This is a genomic window from Kitasatospora sp. NPDC005856, assembly GCF_040629945.1.
Classification (GTDB): domain Bacteria; phylum Actinomycetota; class Actinomycetes; order Streptomycetales; family Streptomycetaceae; genus Kitasatospora.
In genome coordinates this window covers 1-19,636 of sequence record NZ_JBEXWT010000012.1, presented here as the reverse complement: position 1 = coordinate 19,636, position 19,636 = coordinate 1, and the positions used below count along the sequence as shown (strand labels likewise).

Below are 19,636 nucleotides of genomic sequence, written 5' to 3'. Positions count from 1 at the left end.
ATCACATGACCGCTTCCCACTCCGGCCCGTCCGCCACCGGCCCGACGCCGCAGGTCCCGCAGACCCGCACCGCGCGCCACCGGCGGATCGTGGACCTGCTCACCCGCCAGCCCGTGCGTTCGCAGAGCCAGCTCGCCAAGCTGCTCGCCGACGACGGACTCGTGGTCACCCAGGCCACCCTCTCCCGGGACCTGGACGAGTTGGGCGCGGTCAAGATCCGCAATCGGGACGGCGCGCTGATCTACGCCGTCCCGGCCGAGGGCGGCGACCGCACGCCGCGCGCGCCGATGGGGGAGTCGGCCAGCGAGGGCCGGATGGCCCGGCTGGCCGGCGAGCTCATGGTCTCCGCGACGGCCTCCGGCAACCTGGTGGTGCTGCGCACCCCGCCGGGCGCCGCCCAGTTCCTGGCCTCGGCGATCGACCAGGCCGAGGTCTTCGAGATCATCGGCACCATCGCCGGCGACGACACCGTGCTGCTGATCAGCCGTGATCCGGCCGGTGGCCAGGCGCTCGCCGACCACCTCATGCAACTCGCCCAGGCGAAGGCCCAGTAGGGCCCGGGCATCCCGGACCCCGGTCGAAGGAACCCCTTCGACCGGGGTTTTGTGTTTCATGCACCCTCGTGCATACTTATGCCATCCACTGCACATGCATGAAGGAGCCACGCGATGACCGCCGAGCAGTCCTCCGACGTCCGCCTCTGGGGTGCGCGCTTCGCCGACGGCCCGTCCGAGGCGCTGGCCAGGCTCTCGGCCTCGGTCCACTTCGACTGGCGCCTCGCGCCGTACGACATCGCCGGCTCCAAGGCCCACGCCCGGGTCCTGCACAAGGCGGGCCTGCTCTCCGACGAGGAGCTGGCCGGCATGCTGGACGGCCTGGACCGGCTGCTCGCCGACGTCCAGGAGGGCACCTTCACCGGCACCGTCGCCGACGAGGACGTGCACACCGCCCTGGAGCGCGGACTGCTGGAGCGCCTCGGCCCCGACCTCGGCGGCAAGCTGCGGGCCGGGCGCTCGCGCAACGACCAGATCGCCACCCTGTTCCGGATGTACCTGCGGGACCACGCGAAGACCATCGGCGGCCTGCTGCTCGACCTCCAGCAGGCCCTCGTCGGCCTCGCCGAGGCGCACCCGGACACCGCGATGCCGGGCCGCACCCACCTCCAGCACGCCCAGCCGGTGCTCTTCGCCCACCACGTCCTCGCGCACGTGCAGGCCCTCGGCCGGGACGCCGAGCGGCTGCGCCAGTGGGACGCCCGCACCGCCGTCTCGCCGTACGGCTCCGGCGCGCTGGCCGGCTCCTCGCTCGGCCTCGACCCGCAGGCCGTCGCCGCCGACCTCGGCTTCGAGGGCGGCTCGGTCGGCAACTCCATCGACGGCACCGCCTCGCGCGACTTCGTCGCCGAGTTCGCCTTCGTGACCGCGATGATCGGGATCAACCTCTCCCGGATCGCGGAGGAGGTGATCATCTGGAACACCAAGGAGTTCGGCTTCATCACCCTGCACGACGCCTTCTCCACCGGCTCCTCGATCATGCCGCAGAAGAAGAACCCGGACATCGCCGAGCTCGCCCGCGGCAAGTCCGGCCGGCTGATCGGCAACCTGACCGGCCTGCTGGCCACCCTCAAGGCGCTGCCGCTCGCCTACAACCGGGACCTCCAGGAGGACAAGGAGCCGGTCTTCGACTCCTGCGACACGCTGGAGGTGCTGCTGCCGGCCTTCACCGGGATGATGGCCACCCTCACCGTGCACCGGGAGCGGCTGGAGGAGCTGGCCCCGGCCGGCTTCTCGCTCGCCACCGACATCGCCGAGTGGCTGGTCAAGCAGGGAGTGCCGTTCCGGGTCGCGCACGAGGTGGCAGGCGCCTGCGTCAAGGTCTGCGAGGCCGAGGGCATCGAGCTGTCCGACCTGACGGACGCCCAGTTCGCCGCGATCTCGGAGCACCTGACGCCCGAGGTGCGTTCGGTGCTCAGCGTCCACGGCGCCATCGCCGCCCGCAGCGGGCGCGGTGGAACGGCCCCCTCGGCGGTCGCGGTCCAGCTCGCCGAGGTGAAGGCGGACCTGGCGCGGCAGCAGGAGTGGGCGCAGGGCTGACTCCTGCGCAGCGGGTCGGTCCGCTGACGGGAGGCCGGTCCTCGGCGCGGCCGGGGACCGGTGCCCGACGCCTTCGGGACCGGTCCCCGACGCCTTCGGGATCGGTCCCCGACGCCTTCGGGCTCGGTCCCCGCCACGGCCGGGATCGATCCCCGGCGCGACGGGGGAGGGGCGCGGCGGTGAGACCGGCGCGCCCCTCCCGCGTCCGCGCCCCGGCCCGGGCGTAACCGGCCCCGCCCCGGGCCGTCATGCACGGTGTGTGCACCCCCCTCCCACCCGCCGTCCCCTCCGCCGAGGACGTGTACCTCGCCGAACACCGCCGCCGCGTGGTCCGCGAGACCGTCGCCGCCCTGCCCGGCCGCTGCCCGCAGCTGATCGCCGCGCTCGCCGAGGACCCGCCGCCCACGTACCGTGAGCTCTCGGAGCGGCTCGGCATGCCGCGCGGCTCGATCGGCCCCACCCGCTCGCGCTGCCTGGCCTGCCTGCGGATGCTGCTCCACGCGGAGCGCTACCCCTGAGCGCGAGCCCCGAGCGCGAGCCCGTGCGACCGGACGGAAACCGGGCGGCACGGGTGGTGACCCTGCTCACGTCCGCCCCCACGAAGGTTGAGCGGAGCTGACACCCGGGTAGAGCGCTGGCGAACGCAGCTCTTGACGGTGGCGCGATCGCTCGGATACTGAGCGTGAGCGCGCCACCCTCTGCGCGCCGGGCACGACGACTGGGGAGGCCCCTCCACATGGGCATGAGCGTGATCATCTCGGCTGCTGAGGTCGAGGACGCGGAGCAGATCCTCAAGCTCCAGTACCTCGGCTACCAGTCCGAGGCCGAGCTGTACGGCGACTGGGCGATCGAGCCCCTGACGCAGAGCCTGGAGAGCCTGCGCGCCGAACTGTCCGAGCAGCACTTCCTGGTCGCCCGGCTGGGCGGCGAGGTGGTCGGCACCGTCCGCGGCCACGTCGGCGCCGACGGCGTCGGCCGGATAGGGCGTCTGGTCGTCCATCCGCGGATGCAGCGCCACGGCCTCGGCGGCCGCCTGATGGACGCGCTGGAGCGCCGGATGGCCCAGGACGGCCCGGTGAGCGTCTACCGGCTTTTCACCGGCCACCGCAGCCTCGGCAACCTGCGGCTGTACGCCCGGCAGGGCTACCGGCAGACCCGGGTCGAGCAGGTCAGCAACCGGCTGAGCTTCGTCCACCTGGAGAAGTCCGCCGTGCCGCCGCTCGCCGCCACGGCCTGAGCCCGCCGCCCCCGCCGCACGCTTTCCGGCGCCGCCACCATCCGGATCACCGGTGGCGGCGCCGAGTCGTATCCGTGCAGGTCGCAGCGGTGCATGTCCGCATTGCGGACAGCGTTGCGAAATTATTGGGCGGAATTCGACCCATCTGTTTTACTGGCTCACATGACTGCGACGACGAACTGGACCCCCACCGGCACCCTGCCGGCAGGTGAGCGTGCCATGTGTCGTCGAATGTGTCACTGCTGAGGGCCACCGCCCCCGGCGCCCCCTGAGGGCGCCTCCCCCTCGCGCCCCGAAGCGAGACTCCGGCGTCGCTCCGGCCCCGTGCGAGCGCGCCCCTCCTCCCGGACCCCTTCCCCCGTCGTGCCCGCACTCGCGCGGACGCCGTGACTCGTCAGGACCACGCCATCGCGCGGCCCCGACGTCCAGCGGCCACGATCAGGGGACGCCAGGTCCGGACCCTCCTGGCGCAGTGCCGCGACGTCGCCCCGCCGACCCCCGACCGGGTCGGGCGGCCGATCCGCGCCGCCCGCCCCCGACCCACGGAAAGCCGCTGTGATCACCACCACGGACCTGACGAAGGTCTACCGTTCCCGAGGCCGCGAGGTGACCGCCCTCGCCGGCGTCGACCTGCACGTCCGCCCGGGCGAGGTCTACGGAGTCGTCGGCACCAGCGGTGCCGGCAAGTCCACCCTCATCCGCTGCGTGAACATGCTGGAGCGCCCGTCCTCCGGCACGGTCACCGTGGACGGCGTCGAGCTCACCGCGCTGGCCGGTGGCGAGAACCGGGCCGGCAAGGAGCTGCGCGAGGCCCGCCGCCGGATCGGCATGGTCTTCCAGCACTTCAACCTGCTCTCCTCGCGGACCGTCCAGCAGAACGTCGAGCTCCCCCTGGAGATCATCGGCCTGGACCGCACCGAGCGCCGCCGCAAGGCCGCCGAGCTGCTCGACCTGGTCGGCCTCGGCGACAAGGCCCGCAGTTACCCCAACCAGCTCTCCGGCGGCCAGAAGCAGCGCGTCGGCATCGCCCGGGCGCTGGCCGGCGACCCCAAGGTGCTGCTCTCCGACGAGGCCACCTCGGCGCTCGACCCGGAGACCACCCGCTCGATCCTCAAGCTGCTGCGCGACCTCAACCAGCAGCTGGGCCTCACCGTCCTGCTGATCACCCACGAGATGGACGTCATCAAGTCCGTCTGCGACTCCGCCGCCCTGATGCGCGGCGGCCGGGTGGTCGAGTCCGGCGAGCTCACCGACCTGCTCGCCAAGCCCGGCTCCGAGCTCGCCCGCGAGCTGTTCCCGCTCAGCGAGTTCGGCACCGGCCACCCCGGCTCCACCGTGCTGGAGATCACCTTCCAGGGCGACAGCTCGGCCCAGCCGTTCGTCTCCCAGCTCGCCCGCACGTACCAGATCGACATCAACATCCTCGGCGCCGCGGTGGAGACCATCGCCGGCCGGCTGGTCGGCCGGATGAGGGTCGAGCTGCCCGGCAGCCACCAGGACAACGTGGTGCCGATCGGCTACCTGCGCGAGCAGGGCCTTCAGGTGGCCCTCCTCGATTCGGACGGCATCGGTGCGGCGAAGGGAGCGGTGGCATGACCTGGGACGAGATGTGGGCCCTGATGGGGCCCGCCACGCAGGAGACCTTCCAGATGGTCGGGGTGTCCGCGGTCGTCACCGTGCTGCTCGGCCTGCCGCTGGGCGTGCTGCTGGTGCTCACCGACAAGGGCGGCCTGCTGGCCAACCGGGCCGTCAACAAGACCATCGGCTTCGTGGTGAACCTCGCCCGTTCGGTGCCGTTCATCATCCTGATGATCGCGCTGATCTCCTTCACCCGCTGGCTGGTCGGCACCTCCATCGGCTGGCAGGCGGCGACGGTGCCGCTCACCATCGGCGCCATCCCGTTCTTCGCCCGCCTGGTCGAGACCTCCGTCCGCGAGGTCGACCGGGGCCTGGTCGAGGCGGTCCAGTCGATGGGCGGCAGCACCTGGACGATCGTCCGCAAGACCCTGCTGCCCGAAGCCCTGCCCGGCATCGTGGCCTCGGTCACCACCACGGTCATCACCCTGATCAGCTACTCCGCGATGGCCGGCACGGTCGGCGGCGGCGGGCTCGGCACCCTCGCCGTCAACTACGGCTACCAGCGCTTCGAGACCACCTTCATGTGGGTCATCGTGGCCGAGCTGGTGATCATCGTCACCGCCGTCCAGCTGATCGGCGACTACGCCGTCCAGCGGCTCGCCCACCGGGGCCGCGCCGGCGGCCGGACCCGGCTGCTCCGCCGCACCCCGACGGCTCCCGACGAGGACCTCGTCGCTTCCTAGACCTCCCCCGTCCGACCCCGGACGCGGCTCCCCGTTCCACGCAGAAAGGCACTTTTCGTGCGCAACGTTCTGAAGGTCACCAGCATCCTCGCCACCGCCGGCGTCGCCCTCTCGCTCGCCGCCTGCGGCAGCTCCGGGTCCTCTTCCTCCTCGGACGCGAACGCGCCGCTGAAGGTCGTGGCCAGCCCCACCCCGCACGGCCAGATCCTGAAGTACGTCAAGGACAACCTCGCGGAGAAGGCGGGCCTCAAGCTCGACATCAAGGAGGTCACCGACTACGTGACCCCCAACACGGCGGTGCAGGACGGTTCGGCCGACGCCAACTTCTTCCAGCACGTCCCGTACCTGGAGGACTTCAACAAGAAGCGCGGTACGGACATCGTGTCGGTCGAGCCGGTGCACCTGGAGCCGCTGGGCGTCTACTCCAAGAAGGTCAAGGCGGTCACCGACCTGCCGGACGGCGCCACCATCGGTCTGCCGAACGACGCCACCAACGAGGGTCGCGCGCTCAAGCTGCTCGCCGACAACAAGCTGATCACCCTCAAGGACGGCGTCACCACCACCGCCACCCCGGCCGACGTGACCGGCAACCCGAAGAACTTCAAGTGGAAGGAGCTGGAGGCCGCCCAGCTGCCCCGCTCCGTCGCCGACCTCGACGCCGCCGTCATCAACGGCAACTACGCGATCGATTCCGGCCTGAAGCCGGCCACCGACGCCCTGGTGCTGGAGAAGGCCGAGGGCAACCCGTACGCCAACATCCTCGCCGTCAAGAAGGGCAAGGAGAACGACCCGCGGGTCAAGAAGCTGGCCGAGCTGCTGCACTCCGACGAGGTCAAGAAGTACATCGACGACACCTTCCAGGGCTCGGTCACCCCGGCCTTCTGAGCCGCGACCCGCTCGACGCCCTGATCCCGACCGGGCCCCCGCCGCACCTCGGCGGGGGCCCGGTCGGGCAGTATGCGGCAGGGACGCCACGGTCGGCCGCGTTCTGACGTACCGTCGTGCGGGCAGCGCACCGAGTGGCACCCGGGGCACGACGGAGGCGTACGGTGTTGTGTTCACGACCCGGCGAGGAGAGACGGCATGGCAGCGAGCTTCCCCGAGACCGCCATCAGCACCGAACGGCTGCTGCTGCGACCCCTTGCGGAGGACGACGCCCCCGGACTGGCCACGATGATGGCCGACGACCTCGTCCTCGCCTGGACGGACCTGCCGCACCCCTTCACCGAGGAGTACGCGGCCGAACTCGCCCGCACCCTCGCCCCCGCCCACCGGGCCGCCGGGCGCGGCATCGTCTTCGCCGTCACCGAGAACCTGACCCAGCGCCTGGTCGGCCTGGTCGAACTGCGCAACACCGACTGGCGGCTGCGCAGCACCGAGATCTCCTACGTCACCGCCGTCTGGGCGCGCGGCGAGGGCTACGCCCCGGAGGCCGTCCTCGGCGTCGCCCAGTGGCTGTTCGAGGACCGCGGCTTCCTGCGCCTGGAGCTGCGCACCGCCGCCGGGAACACCGCCGCCCAGCAGGTCGCCCAGAAGGTCGGCGGCATCAGCGAGGGCGTCCTGCGCAGCGCCTGGATAGTCCGGGGGGAGTCCGGCGAGTCGGTGGGGGAGGCCTCCGGCCGCCGGGCCGGGGCGGAGAGCCGCAGCGACCTCATCCTGTGGAGCCTGCTCCCGGAGGACCTGGAGTCGCCCGAGCCGCACCACCAGGGCTGGCACCGCGACGACCGCTACGTGCTGCGCGACTGAGCCCGGCGGGCCCGGGGCCGGCGCGGACATGTGTGCGAGATGTCGGGTTCCGGGGTACCGCACCCGGTAGCCTCTGGACCGGCACCGCACGACGGCGGATCGAGTGGCGCACCGAGGCGAGGGAGAACGGCCGCAGATGGCTGACCGGATCACGGTCATCGGGTGGGACGGCACACCGCTGACCGAGGCCGCCGGCGCGGCCCTGGCCGCGGCGACCCTGGTGGCCGGAGCCCCCTACCAACTGAGCGCCCTCCCGGTGCCGGAGTCCGCCGAGCGGATCACCCTCGGCAACGTCCGGCAGGCCGCCCGCCGGATCGCCGAGCACCGCGGCGCCGCCGTCGTGGTCGCCGAGGGCGACCCGGGCTTCTTCGGGGTGGTGCGCACCCTGCGCCGCCCCGAGTACGGCCTCGAACTGGAGGTGCTGCCCGCCGTCTCCTCGGTGGCCGCGGCCTTCGCCCGGGCCGGCATGCCCTGGGAGGACGCCCAGGTGGTCAGCGTCCACGGCGGACGGCTGCGCCGCGCGGCCAACATCTGCCGGGCCCACCCCAAGGTCGCGGTGCTCACCGCGCCGGGCGCCGGGCCCGCCGAACTCGCCCTGATGCTGCGCGGGGTGCACCGGACCTTCGTGGTCTGCGAGGCCCTCGGCACCCCGGACGAGGACGTCACCGTCCTCACCTCCGACCGGATCGCCGACCACGTGTGGCGCGACCCCAACGTGGTGCTGGTGATCGGCGGCGGCGCCCAGGCCGCCACCGTGGACGAGGCGGCCGGCTGGCTCGCCGGGCGCCCGGTCGGCTACCCCGGCGCGGACCGCGGCTGGGCGCTCCCCGGTGACGCCTACGCGGGCGCCGGGCGCACGGAGGGCGAACCGGGCGCACCGGAGGCGCTCCCCGCCCATGTGCGCGCCCTGGTCCTGGCCCGTCTGGGGGCACGCCCCGGGGACTTGGTCTGGTCGGTCGGCGCCGGCAGCGGCGCCCTCGCGGTGGAGGCCGCCCGGTTCGGCGCCGCCGTGGTCGCGGTCGAGGGCTCCCGCTCGGCCTGCGCCCGGCTGACCGTCAACGCCCGCCGCTACGGCGTCGAGGTGGAGGCCGTGTACGGGAGCGGCCCCGAGGTGCTGGGCGGCCTCCCGGAGCCGGACGCGGCGGTGGTGGAGTCCGGCGGCCTCGACGTGGTGCGCGCCGTACTGGCCCGCCGGCCGGAACGGTTCGTCGCGCTGCCCCGGACGTTCGCCGAGGCGGAGGAGGTCCGCCGGGCGATCGCCGGGGCCGGCTACCGGGCCGACGGCGCGCTGCTCCAGTCGACCCCGTTGCGGCCGGTGGGGGAGGACGACGGGCTGACGTTGGGGGCGGGTGGAACCGGCGCACTGGTGCTCTGGGGTGAGCAGATCGTGTGAAGGCCGTGGGCGCGCGCCGGGGCCTTCCGGTGGCGTCGACGGTGATCCAGGTCGCATCCGGACACCGATTCGAGAGGTGACCGCGCCGTGCCGGTAGTGTGACGTCCTGGACGGCCACATCGGTCGGCGACCCACCCGATTCGGTCGGTTTGTCACCTTTTTGACGCGGTGCAATCCGATTCCGCTCGGAGTGTGGGCAATTCGACGGGCCTCGTGCCGGACCTGGAGAATGCCGTAGGGTCCGGTGCGGTCGTGCCGGTTGCTCCGGGTTGTCGTTGTTTCAGACGATGTGCCGCCCCGTGCGGGCGGTACGCCGGGCCGGGGTGCCGCAGTGCGCCGGATGGACTTGGGCCGCAGCGCCACGGCGCGGCGGCCGCGTGTGGTTAGGGGCGGGCCGGTGCTGGTTCGGCCCGTGCGGATGGGCGCTGCGATCGGTGATCGTGTCGCCGAGGGCGCGGCAGCGGCCTGGAAGGAGCTTTGACAATGACCGATGGCGGCCACGTCCCGGGCGAGGGACTGCCGGAGCACCTGCACGCCGGGCCGGACCCGCTCGGCGGACCGGAGGGCGTCGCGGGCGTTGCACCCCTGCAGGGCGTCGCGACGGACGGCGGTGCGATCCCGAACCCGGCGGCCCCGATCGGCGGTGTCCCCGGCGCGGTGCCCCCCGGCGCGGGCGTCATCCCGCCGCAGGGCCAGCACGGCTACGGCGTTCCCGGAGTGCCCCAGCCGGGCCTCCCCGGCGAGGGCTGGGCCGTCGACCAGGGCGCCCCGCGCCCGGCCTTCCACTTCCTCGACCAGCCTGACACGCCGGACGGCCTGGACGACGATGACGACGTGCTGCTGATGCCGGGCCCGCAGGGCTCCTGGGGCGAGCCGCTCGCGGCCGTCCCGGCCGAGCAGGTGCCGCTCGCGCCGCAGCAGGACGGCATGCCGGTCGAGCCGTCCTGGCCGCCGGTGGACCCGCCGGTGCTCGGCGCCGAGCACGGCCTTCCGCAGCAGCCCGTCCAGATGCAGCCGCAGCAGCCGGTGACGCAGGCTCAGCAGCCGCGTCGGCCGCTGCACGCCGGTCCGCCGATCCCGGACCCGTCGCTGATGACCGGCCAGGTGCCGGTCCGTTCGCTGGCCGACCGCGGCCCCTCGCAGGGCGGCACGCCGGCGCACGGCATCCCGGTGGTCGGCATCCCGGTGGTCGGCCGTCCGCCGATGGCCGAGGCCGCCGCCCCGGCTCCCGCCGCCGCGCCGCAGGCCGCCCCGGTGGCGCCGGTCGCTCCGGCGGCCGCGGGCGTTCCGCTCGTGGACGGGCAGCAGCTGCCGCAGGCGCAGGACCTCCAGCAGGTCCAGCACGCCCAGCAGGTGCCGCTGGCCGCGCCGCCGGTCGAGGCCGTGCTGGGGATGGAGATGGTCGGGGCGATCGAGGTGATCGAGGTCGTCGAGACGCCGGAGGCCGTCCACGCCGCCCCGGTCCAGTCCGCGCAGGACGTGACGGCTCCCCAGGACCCGCAGGTCGCGCAGGACCCCCAGGTGTCGCAGGAGCACCCTGACCCCCAGGCCGCCGGGACCGCCGCGGAGGCGGTCGCGCTCGCGCCGCAGGCCGTCGTGGCCGAGCCGGCCCAGGCCGAGACCGCCCAGCCGGTGGCCGAGACGGCCGCCGCGCCCGTCGCCGAGCCTGCCGCTGCCGAGGCCGTCGCCGTCGAGGGTGCTGTCGCCGAGGGTGTTGTCGCCGACGGCACCGCCGGGTCCGCCGAGCAGACCGAGGCCGAGGCCGTGGCCCCGGCCGGTCAGCCGCGCCGGATCTCCGCCTTCCTCGCCGCGCCCACCCCGCACGGCCTGCCCAAGGTCGGGAAGGCCGAGCAGGCTCCGGTCGTCGAGGAGACGGCCCCGCAGCATCCCGCGCCGATAGCGGCCGCCGATGCTGCCGAGTCCGCCGAGCAGCCCATGGCCGAGGTCGTCGAGGTCGTCGAGGCCGTCGCTCAGCCCGTCGCGGGCGCCGCTCAGCCCGTCGAGGCCGTCGCGGGCGCCGAGTCCGCTCCGATGGCTGCGGTGGCCGAGGCCGTCGAGCAGGCCCACCAGGGCGAGAACGCCCCGGAGGCCGTTGCCGAGCCGGTCGCGGAGACCGCCGCGGGTACCGGCGAGATGCCCTCCGGCCAGGCCGTCACCGAGCCCGTCGCCGAGCCCGTCGCCGAACCCGCCGCCGAGGCTGAGCAGCCGCAGCAGCAGGCCGAGGTCCCGGCCGAGGCGCCCGCCGAGCCGGTCGCGGAGCAGGCCGTGGAGGCGCCCGCGGAGGCCGATGCCACCGCTGCCGCCGAGCCGACCACCGAGGTTCCGGCCGAGGCCGCCCCCGCCGCGGAGGCGGCGCAGCCCGCCGATGCGGCCGAGCAGCCCGCCGCCGAGGCCGTCGAGCCTATCGAGCCCGTCGCGGCCGTCGAGGAGACCGCACCCGCCGAGGGCGTCGCCGAGCAGTCCGTCGCCGCCGCCCAGGAGGCCGGGGCCCCCTCGGAGCCCGCCGCCGATCAGGCCCAGGCCCCGGCCGAGGCCGAGCCCGCCGCCGCCGCGGAGGCCGAGCCCGCCCAGGAGCAGGCCGCCGAGGCGACCGCCGAAGGTGCCGAGCAGCCGCAGCCCGAGCAGCCCGAGCAGCCCGCCGCCGAAGCCGCCGAAGCCGCTGAGGCCACCGACGCCACCGTGGACCCGGCCGTCCAGCCGGTCACCGAGGCCGCCGAGGAGCCGCAGGAGCAGCCGGAGCCGCAGCCCGAGGAGCCCGCCGAGCCGCGCGGCCCCGCCGCCCCCGGCTTCGACGAGGCCGGCCGCGAGGCCGTCCACCAGGTGATCCGCGAGCGCCGCGACATCCGCAACGGCTTCCGCCCGGACCCGATCCCGCACGAGGTGCTGATCCGGGTCCTGGAGGCCGCCCACACCGCGCCCAGCGTCGGCTACTCCCAGCCCTGGGACTTCGTGGTGATCCGCTCGGCGAAGACCCGCCGGCGGATGCACGCCCTGGCCGAGCGCCAGCGCGAGTCGTACGCGGACTCGCTGCCCAAGGGCCGGGCCAAGCAGTTCAAGGAAATCAAGATCGAGGCCATCCTCGAGACCCCGGTCAACATCGTGGTGACCGCCGACCGCACCCGCGGCGGCCGGCACACCCTGGGTCGGCACACCCAGCCGCAGATGGCTCCGTACTCGGCCGCCCTGGCCGTCGAGAACCTCTGGCTGGCCGCCCGCGCCGAGGGCCTGGGCGTGGGCTGGGTGAGCTTCTTCGACGACGAGGAGCTGGTCCGCGAGCTCGGCCTGCCCGAGCACCTGGAGGTCGTCGCCTACCTGTGCGTCGGCTTCGTCGACGAGTTCCCGGGCGAGCCCGAGCTGGAGCAGCAGGGCTGGGCCAAGAAGCGCCCGCTGTCCTGGGTGGTCCACGAGGAGCAGTACGGCAACCGGGCGCTGCCCGGCGAGGAGCCGCAGAGCCTGCTCGCCGAGACCCTGCGCGGCATCCGCCCGCTGGACGCCAAGGCGCTCGGCGAGGCCTGGGACCGCCAGAAGCGGATGACCAAGCCGGCCGGCTCGCTCGGCATGCTGGAGATCATCTCCGCCCAGCTGTGCGGCCTGTCCCGCAAGTGCCCGCCGCCGATCCCGGAGCCCGCCTGCGTGGCGATCTTCGCCGGCGACCACGGCGTGCACGCCCAGGGCGTCAGCCCCTGGCCGCAGGAGGTGACGGCCCAGATGGTCGCCAACTTCCTGGCCGGGGGAGCGGTGATCAACTCCTTCGCCAAGCAGATCGGCACCGAGGTCTGCGTGGTCGACGTCGGCGTCGCCGCCGAACTGCCGGACGCCGTCCAGCAGGGCCGTGCCACCGGCCTGCTGCCCCGCAAGGTCCGCCCCGGCACCGCCGACATGACCCAGGGCCCGGCGATGACCCGCGAGGAAGCCCTCAAGGCCATCGAGGTCGGTATCGAGACCGCTCGGGACCTCGTCGCGGCGGGCAACAAGGCACTGGTCACCGGCGACATGGGGATCGCCAACACCACCGCCTCGGCCGCCCTGATCTCGGTGTTCACCGGGCTCGACCCGGCCGAGGTCACCGGCCGCGGCACCGGCATCGACGACGAGACCCACGCCCGCAAGATCGAGGTCATCCGGGCCGCGCTGGCCCTGCACCGGCCCGACCCGAGCGACCCGGTCGGCGTCCTCGCCGCCGTCGGCGGCCTGGAGCACGCCGCCCTGGCCGGCTTCCTGCTCGGGGCCGCCTCGCTGCGCACCCCGGTGATCCTGGACGGCGTCATCGCCGGCTCGGCCGCGCTGGCCGCCAAGGCCATCGCCCCCGAGGTGCTGGCCGCCTGCATCGCCGGCCACCGCTCCGCCGAGCCCGGCCACCAGGCGGCGCTGGCGAAGCTCGGCCTGCGCCCGCTGATCGACCTGGACCTGCGGCTCGGCGAGGGCACCGGTGCCCTGCTGGCCCTGCCGCTGGTGCAGAGCGCCGCCCGGGCGATGCACGATGTAGCCACCTTCGACTCCGCCGGGGTCACCGAGAAGGCCTGACGCACCCCGTCACCGCTCCGCGGACCGGCCCGAGGGCGCGCCGGACCGCGGAGCGGTGCCGTGCCGTACCGTCCCCACACCCTCACCCCCCCCGATCAGGAGCACCGCCGATGACCGCGCCCACCCCGCACCCGAGCACCGAGGGCCGTACCCCCTACCCGGTGGGCCTGCTGCTGGCCGGCCGCCGCGTCGTCGTGGTCGGCGGCGGCCAGGTCGCCCAGCGCCGGCTGCCGGCCCTGATCGCCTCCGGTGCCGACCTGCACCTCATATCGCCGGCCACCACCCCGGCCGTCCAGGCCATGGCCGACGCCGGTGAGCTGACCTGGCACGCCCGCCCGTACCGGGACGGCGACCTGGCAGACACCTGGTACGCCCTGGTCGCCACCGACGACCCCGCCGTCAACGCGGCGGTCAGCGCCGAGGCCGAGCGCGAGCGGGTGTTCTGCTCCCGCAGCGACGACGCCGCCGCGGCCACCGCCTGGACCCCGGCCAGCGGCCGCGACGCGGGCGCCACCGTCGCCGTCCTCACCGGTGACCCGCGCCACTCCGCCGCCCTGCGTGACGCCATCGTGGACGGCCTGCGGGACGGCTCGCTGGCCGCCCGCCAGTACCGTTCCCACGGCGCGGGCGTGGCCCTGGTCGGCGGCGGCCCCGGCGATCCGGACCTGATCACCGTGCGCGGCCGCCGGCTGCTCGCCGACGCCGACGTGGTCGTCACCGACCGCCTCGCCCCGCGCGAGCTGCTCGCCGAACTGCCCGAGCACGTCGAGGTGATCGACGCCTCCAAGATCCCCTACGGCCGGTTCATGGCCCAGGAGGCGATCAACCGCACCCTGGTCGAGCACGCCAAGGCCGGCAAGTTCGTGGTCCGGCTCAAGGGCGGCGACCCGTACGTCTTCGGCCGCGGCGGCGAGGAGCTGCTGGCCTGCGCGGAGGCCGGACTGCCGGTCACCGTGGTGCCCGGGATCTCCAGCTCGATCAGCGTCCCCGCCGCTGCCGGCGTCCCGGTCACCCACCGCGGCATGACCCACGAGTTCACCGTGATCTCCGGCCACGTCGGCCCGGACGACGAGCGCTCGCTCACCAACTGGGAGGCCGCCGCGAGGATGAGCGGCACCCTGGTGCTGCTGATGGCCGTGGACAAGATCGGCGCGATCGCCGCCAGGCTCGTCGAGTACGGCCGGCCGGCGGAGACCCCGGTCGCGATCGTCCAGGAGGGCACCACCGCCGCCCAGCGCCGGGTGGACGCCACCCTCGGCACCGTCGCCGCGGTGGTCGAGGCCGAGGGCGTCAAGCCCCCGGCGGTCATCGTCATCGGCGACGTCGTCAACGTGCTGGCCGCGGCCTTCCGACGCTGAGCCCACCCCGTGGAGCGGGAAGTCGGCCGGCCCGACTTCCCGCTCCGCGGCCGTTCCGGCGCTACTGCAGCGGTTGCTCCGTCCAGATGACCTTCCCGGTCGCCGTGTAGCGCGTCCCCCAGCGGTCCGCGAACTGCGCGACCAGGAACAGCCCGCGCCCGCCCTCGTCCTCGGTCGCCGCGTACCGCAGGTGCGGCGAGGTGCTGCTGCCGTCCGACACCTCGCAGATCAGCGAACGGTCCCGCAGCAGCCGCACCCGGATCGGCCCGGAGCCGTACCGGATCGCGTTGGTCACCAGCTCGCTCAGGATCAGCTCGGTGACGAACGCGGCCTCCTCCAGCCCCCACGCCGTCAGCCGCTCGGCCACCGCGGCCCGGACCTCGCCCACCGCCGCCGGGTCGGGGGGCACCTCCCACTGCGCCACCCGGTCCGGGGTCAGCACCCTGGTCCGGGCCACCAGCAGGGCGATGTCGTCCTGCGGGTGCGCCGGAAGCATCGCCCCGAGCACGTCCGCGCAGGTCTGCTCGGGCGTGCGCGGCGGCCCGGCCAGCGCCGCCCGCAGCAGCTCCAGCCCCTCGTCGATGTCCCGCTCCCGGTCCTCCACCAGGCCGTCCGTGTACAGCACCAGTCGGCTGCCCTCGGCCAGCTCCAGCTCGGTGGTCTCGAACGGCAGCACGGCCAGCCCCAGCGGCGGCCCGGTCGGCAGCTCCGGGAACACCACCCGGCCCTGCGGGTCCACCACGGCCGGTGGGGGATGCCCGGCGCTGGCCAGCGTGCAGCGCCGCGACACCGGGTCGTAGATCGCGTACAGGCAGGTCGCCCCGGCCGGCCCCGCCCGCTCGCCGCCCGCCGCCTCGTCCTGGTCGATCCGGTTCACCAGCTCGTCCAGGTGCCCCAGCAACTCGTCCGGCGGCAGGTCCAGGGTCGAGAAGTTGTGGATCGCCGTGCGCAGCCGGCCCATCGTCGCCGCCGCGTGCAGCCCGTGTCCCACCACGTCCCCGACCACCAGCGCCACCCGCGCACCCGGCAGCGGGATCACGTCGAACCAGTCCCCGCCCACCCCGGCCTGGGCCGGCAGGTAGCGGTGCGCCACGTCCAGCGCCGTCTGCTCCGGCAGCTTGCGCGGCAGCAGGCTGTGCTGGAGGGTCACCGCCATGGTGTGCTCCCGGGTGTAGCGGCGGGCGTTGTCGATGCACACCGCCGCGTGCGCCACCAGCTCCTCCGCCAGCGCCAGGTCCTCCGCCTCGAACGGCTCCGGCCGCTGCGCCCGCCAGAACCGGGCCACCCCCAGCAGCACCCCGCGCGCCCGCAGCGGCACCCGCACCAGCGAGTGCACCCCGTACGCCAGCAGCTGCGCCGACCTCTCCGGGTCCTGTTCCCGCCACGCGTCGGCCTCCGTCAGATGGGGCTCGATGCCCGGCTCACCGCTGTGCAGCGCCCCGGCCAGCGGGGTCTCGGGCACCACGTCCAGCACCGTGCCGACCGGGTAGAACGGCGCGTCGTCCCGTACCCCCGTCACCGCGGTGCGGCGCATCCGCCCCAGCGACGGGCCCGGCGGCGGCTCCTCGCCGGTCAGCACCTGGTCCGCCAGGTCCACCGTGACGAAGTCCGCGAACCGCGGCACCGTGACCTGCGCCAGCTCCTCCGCCGTCCGCGTCACGTCCAGCGTGCTGCCCACCGTCACCCCGGCGTCGTACAGCAGCCGCAGCCGCCGCTGGGCGCCCTCGGCCCGGCCGGACAGCGCCGCCAGCTCGGTGGAGTCGCGCAGCGTGGCGACGCAGCCGGGCAGGCCGCCCGGCTGGTCGATCAGCCGGACGTTCACCGCCAGCAGCCGCTCCCCGGACAGCACCACCTCGTCGGTCACCTGGCGCTCGGCGGTCAGCAGCTCCAGCGGCGCCTGCTCCAGGCCCAGCTCGCCCACGGGGCGGCCCTCGGCGTCCGGCGGCAGGTCCAGCAGTCGGCGCGCCTCGTCGTTGCAGAGCAGCAGCCGACCGTCCCCGCCGACGATCATCACGCCCTCGCGCACCGCGTGCAGCACCGCCGCGTGGTGCTCGTACATCCTGGTCATCTCGACCGGGCCCAGCCCGTGCGTCTGGCGCCGCAGCCGCCGGCTGATCAGCGCCGTCCCGAGCGTGGCCAGCCCCACCGCGGCCGCCGCCGCGCCCAGCACCACCGGCAGCTGCCGCTCGCTGGCGCTGCTGATGTTCTTCAGCGTGACGCCCGCCGAGACCGCCCCGACCACCGAGCCGCCCGGCGCGTACACCGGGACCACCGCCTGCACCAGCGGGCCGAGCGTGCCCGTGACCTGCTGCGTCACCACCTGCCCGTGCAGTGCGGGCTCGTAGATGCCGACGAACTTCTGGCCGATCCGGGCCGGGTTCGGGTGGGTGTAGCGGATGCCCTGCTCGTTCAGCACGACGATGAAGTCCACGCCCGAGGCGACCCGCGCGGCTTCCGCGCTCGGCTGCAGGACGGCCGTCGGGTCGGGGGAGCGCAGCGCCTCGACGATGCCCGGGGAGTTGGCGTAGGTCTGGGCGACCGCCACCGAACGGTTGCGCGCCTCGTGCTCGGCGTCGTTGCGCGACTGCACCACCAGCGCCACCACGGCCGCCACCACGAGCAGCAGCACGACCAGCACCTGGAGGGCGAACACCTGCCCCGCCACCGACCGTTGCCACACCGGCCACCGCCGCTTCGCGTGCGGCAGCTGTGGCCGACCGTGTGGGCGCCCACCGGGGGAGCCGGCGGAGCCAGTGGCGCCAGAGGCCGACGGAGCCCAGGATCGGCCCGGATTTCGGGCCATACGGTCATATTTGCACTACGGCCAGCCGGGGACCACCCCGCTCCGTCCGCCGTTTGGCCTTCCCCGCCCGGGCTTGGCAAGATCGCAGGGTGTCCGAACCCCGCACCATCACCGACCCGGCCGACCCCCGCCTCGCCGACTACACCGGCCTCACCGACGTCGAACTGCGCCGCCGCCGCGAACCCGCCGAGGGCCTCTTCATCGCCGAGGGGGAGAAGGTCATCCGCCGCGCCCTCGCCGCCGGCTACCGGATGCGGTCGATGCTGCTCACCGCCAAGTGGCTGGAGGTGATGGGCGACGTCATCGCCGAGGCCGACGCCCCCGTCCACGTGGTCGAGCCCGCGCTCGCCGAAGCCGTCACCGGCTACCACGTGCACCGCGGCGCCCTCGCCTCGATGGAGCGCAAGCCCCTCCCCGACGCCGCCGAGGTGCTCGCCGGGGCCCGCCGGGTCGCCGTCCTGGAGGGCCTCGTCGACCACACCAACCTCGGCGCCATCTTCCGCAGCGCCGCCGCCCTCGGCATGGACGCCGTGCTGCTCTCGCCCGACTGCGCCGACCCGCTCTACCGGCGCGCGGTCAAGGTCTCCATGGGCGCCGTCTTCGCGGTCCCGTACGCCCGCCTGGACCCCTGGCCCGCCGCCCTCGACACCGTCCGCGAGGCCGGCTTCACCCTGCTCGCCCTCACCCCCGCCGACACGGCCGTCGACCTCCACACCCTCATCCCGCACAGTCTCCCCAAGGCCGCCCTGATGCTCGGCGCCGAGGGCGACGGCCTCACTCCCCGCGCCATCGCCGCCGCCCACCACCCCGTCCGCATCCCCATGGCCCACGGCATCGACTCCCTCAACGTGGGCGCCGCCGCAGCCGTGGCCTTCTACGCCGTCACCACCCCCACCCCGTAAATCCCCCCACCCCGCTTCCCCCGAGAAGCCGGCCCGCCCGACCTCTCGCGCGCCTGCCCGCCTTGCCGGGGCTGCCCCATCGGGCTGCCGCCCCCAAGCCTCCTCCCGCGAGAAGTCGGCCGATCCGACTTCTCGCGCGGCCGGCTTCGCCGAGGCCACCTGCCAGGGGCTCGGCCGCAGTGGGCTCCATGCGCCGGAAGTCGGCCCGCCTGAGTTCTGGGGCGCTGGGCCGCTCTCCTCGCCGGTGGCTCCACGGCTGCGTCAGAAGTCGGCCAGGCCGACTTCTCGTGGGTGTCCGAGTGCCGGGGTGTCCGGGTGCCGGGCTGTGGGGGTTCCGGGGGTGCCGTGCGCCAGAAGTCGGCCGATCCGACTTCTCGTGCGTGGCCGGGTGGCTTCAGCCGGTGGGGGAGGTGGGCGGGGCGGGGGCGGCGGCGGGGGGTGGGGTGGTGGCGCCGGGCCAGGATTCGTCGAGGGTGCCGTCGGGGCGGACGGTGTAGCGGGTGGAGGTGACCGCGCCGGTGACGGCCGCGCGTTCCTCGCGGACGACCGTGCCGCCGTCCAGCCGCCAGGTGGCCGCGGCCTGCGGGTCCGCCACCGAGGTACGGGAGGTGGCGACGGCCGGGGTGTCCCCGGCGAAGGTGTAGAGCTGGACGAGGTCGACCGGGGTCGAACCCTCCGCCCGCCGCAGGACGACCACCGCGGCCGGCAGGCCCTTGTACCGGGCCGGCAGCACCGCACTCAGCGTGACCTGCGGCCCGGCCCCGACCGAGTGCCCGTTCTGCAGGGCGATGGCCGGCCCGCCGGCCCCGTCGGGGTAGCTGCGGTTGGGCCAGTCCACCGTCGGCACGGGCGCCTGCGGGGGTGTCAGCCCGCTGTCCGCGGCGCTGCGCGCCACGGCCGGGAGCGGTGTGGTCGAGGCCTGCGGTGCGACGTCCGCCGAGGTGCCCGGCACCGCCTGCTCGCCGCCGGAGCCGACGGTCGCCACCGCTCCGGTCGGTGGCCGCACGCTCCGGTTGTCCCGGTTCTCGCAGCCCTGCGCCGCCGCGATGGCCAGCGCCACCCCGATGGTCACCGTGACGAAGACCACCAGCCGCTGCCGGAGCAGCCGCTGCCGGGCGGTGCCGGGCCGCCCGCCGGGGGCGGGGGTGTGCTGGCGCTCGCGGGGACGTGCCGCCCGGTCGCGAGGGCCGTTGCCGGGGCCGGGGCGGGCCGGGGGCGGGGTCTGCGGACGGTCCGGGCGCTCCCGCAGCGGGCGGGTC

At 74.7% G+C, this 19,636-nt stretch carries 13 protein-coding genes and 1 pseudogene; 12 read left to right on the top strand and 2 right to left on the bottom strand.

Translation table 11 applies throughout. From position 1 onward, the window contains the following. Positions 1 to 5 precede the first annotated feature (5 nt). From ABZ449_RS09990 to cobA, 11 genes are all read left to right on the top strand, one after another. Positions 6 to 554, top strand: a complete 549-nt coding sequence (locus ABZ449_RS09990) for an arginine repressor (RefSeq protein WP_360343103.1) — start codon at positions 6 to 8, stop codon at positions 552 to 554. 114 nt (positions 555 to 668) lie between these two features. Beyond that, entirely contained in the window at positions 669 to 2,093 is a 1,425-nt protein-coding gene (argH, locus tag ABZ449_RS09985) for an argininosuccinate lyase (protein ID WP_360343101.1), read from the top strand. Between the two features lie 257 nt (positions 2,094 to 2,350). After that, a complete protein-coding gene (locus ABZ449_RS09980; RefSeq protein ID WP_360343098.1) occupies positions 2,351 to 2,611 on the top strand; it encodes a hypothetical protein in 261 nt (86 codons plus the stop codon). Between the two features lie 218 nt (positions 2,612 to 2,829). Beyond that, positions 2,830 to 3,330, top strand: coding sequence for a GNAT family N-acetyltransferase (locus ABZ449_RS09975; protein ID WP_360343095.1), 501 nt, complete (start codon positions 2,830 to 2,832; stop codon positions 3,328 to 3,330). 555 nt (positions 3,331 to 3,885) lie between these two features. Then, positions 3,886 to 4,926: an ATP-binding cassette domain-containing protein gene (locus tag ABZ449_RS09970; RefSeq protein ID WP_360343092.1), complete on the top strand. Its 1,041-nt coding sequence runs from the start codon at positions 3,886 to 3,888 to the stop codon at positions 4,924 to 4,926. After that, a complete protein-coding gene (locus ABZ449_RS09965; RefSeq protein ID WP_360343089.1) occupies positions 4,923 to 5,651 on the top strand; it encodes a methionine ABC transporter permease in 729 nt (242 codons plus the stop codon). Before ABZ449_RS09970 ends, ABZ449_RS09965 begins: the two co-directional genes overlap by 4 nt. A 57-nt stretch (positions 5,652 to 5,708) precedes the next feature. Then, the gene (locus ABZ449_RS09960) at positions 5,709 to 6,536 is read left to right on the top strand and encodes a MetQ/NlpA family ABC transporter substrate-binding protein (protein WP_360343086.1); all 828 of its coding nucleotides are present in this window, start codon (positions 5,709 to 5,711) and stop codon (positions 6,534 to 6,536) included. Between the two features lie 198 nt (positions 6,537 to 6,734). After that, positions 6,735 to 7,397 (top strand): GNAT family N-acetyltransferase, encoded by a 663-nt coding sequence (locus ABZ449_RS09955; protein WP_360343083.1) that lies wholly within the window; start codon positions 6,735 to 6,737, stop codon positions 7,395 to 7,397. Between the two features lie 136 nt (positions 7,398 to 7,533). Next, complete coding sequence (cbiE, locus tag ABZ449_RS09950) at positions 7,534 to 8,790, top strand: precorrin-6y C5,15-methyltransferase (decarboxylating) subunit CbiE (protein WP_360343080.1); 1,257 nt, start codon at positions 7,534 to 7,536, stop codon at positions 8,788 to 8,790. Positions 8,791 to 9,273: 483 nt separating this feature from the next. Continuing rightward, complete coding sequence (cobT, locus tag ABZ449_RS09945) at positions 9,274 to 13,314, top strand: nicotinate-nucleotide--dimethylbenzimidazole phosphoribosyltransferase (protein WP_360343077.1); 4,041 nt, start codon at positions 9,274 to 9,276, stop codon at positions 13,312 to 13,314. A 110-nt stretch (positions 13,315 to 13,424) separates the two neighbouring features. Then, positions 13,425 to 14,672 carry a uroporphyrinogen-III C-methyltransferase gene (cobA, locus tag ABZ449_RS09940; RefSeq protein WP_360343074.1) on the top strand — a complete coding sequence of 416 codons (1,248 nt, stop codon included), beginning with the start codon at positions 13,425 to 13,427 and terminating at the stop codon, positions 14,670 to 14,672. A 61-nt stretch (positions 14,673 to 14,733) separates the two neighbouring features. Here cobA and ABZ449_RS09935 read toward each other — a convergent pair whose 3' ends face one another. Then, on the bottom strand, positions 14,734 to 17,475 hold the full coding sequence (locus ABZ449_RS09935) for a SpoIIE family protein phosphatase (RefSeq protein WP_360343071.1): 2,742 nt from the start codon (positions 17,473 to 17,475) through the stop codon (positions 14,734 to 14,736). Positions 17,476 to 17,564: 89 nt separating this feature from the next. Between ABZ449_RS09935 and ABZ449_RS09930 the strand changes: the two genes are divergently transcribed. Further along, positions 17,565 to 18,377: an RNA methyltransferase gene (locus tag ABZ449_RS09930; RefSeq protein WP_360343068.1), complete on the top strand. Its 813-nt coding sequence runs from the start codon at positions 17,565 to 17,567 to the stop codon at positions 18,375 to 18,377. 394 nt (positions 18,378 to 18,771) lie between these two features. On the opposite strand, the pseudogene ABZ449_RS09925 reads toward ABZ449_RS09930, so the two are convergent. Next, a pseudogene (locus ABZ449_RS09925) lies at positions 18,772 to 19,636 on the bottom strand (hypothetical protein); the annotation flags it as partial.

Bases quoted from the DNA above. Each gene is read 5' to 3' on its own strand.
- cbiE (WP_360343080.1), top strand. From the start codon at position 7,534: ATGGCTGACCGGATCACGGTCATCGGGTGGGACGGCACACCGCTGACC.
- argH (WP_360343101.1), top strand. From the start codon at position 669: ATGACCGCCGAGCAGTCCTCCGACGTCCGCCTCTGGGGTGCGCGCTTC.
- ABZ449_RS09935 (WP_360343071.1), bottom strand. From the start codon at position 17,475: ATGGCCCGAAATCCGGGCCGATCCTGGGCTCCGTCGGCCTCTGGCGCC.
- cobT (WP_360343077.1), top strand. From the start codon at position 9,274: ATGACCGATGGCGGCCACGTCCCGGGCGAGGGACTGCCGGAGCACCTG.
- cobA (WP_360343074.1), top strand. From the start codon at position 13,425: ATGACCGCGCCCACCCCGCACCCGAGCACCGAGGGCCGTACCCCCTAC.
- ABZ449_RS09975 (WP_360343095.1), top strand. From the start codon at position 2,830: ATGGGCATGAGCGTGATCATCTCGGCTGCTGAGGTCGAGGACGCGGAG.
- ABZ449_RS09955 (WP_360343083.1), top strand. From the start codon at position 6,735: ATGGCAGCGAGCTTCCCCGAGACCGCCATCAGCACCGAACGGCTGCTG.
- ABZ449_RS09965 (WP_360343089.1), top strand. From the start codon at position 4,923: ATGACCTGGGACGAGATGTGGGCCCTGATGGGGCCCGCCACGCAGGAG.
- ABZ449_RS09990 (WP_360343103.1), top strand. From the start codon at position 6: ATGACCGCTTCCCACTCCGGCCCGTCCGCCACCGGCCCGACGCCGCAG.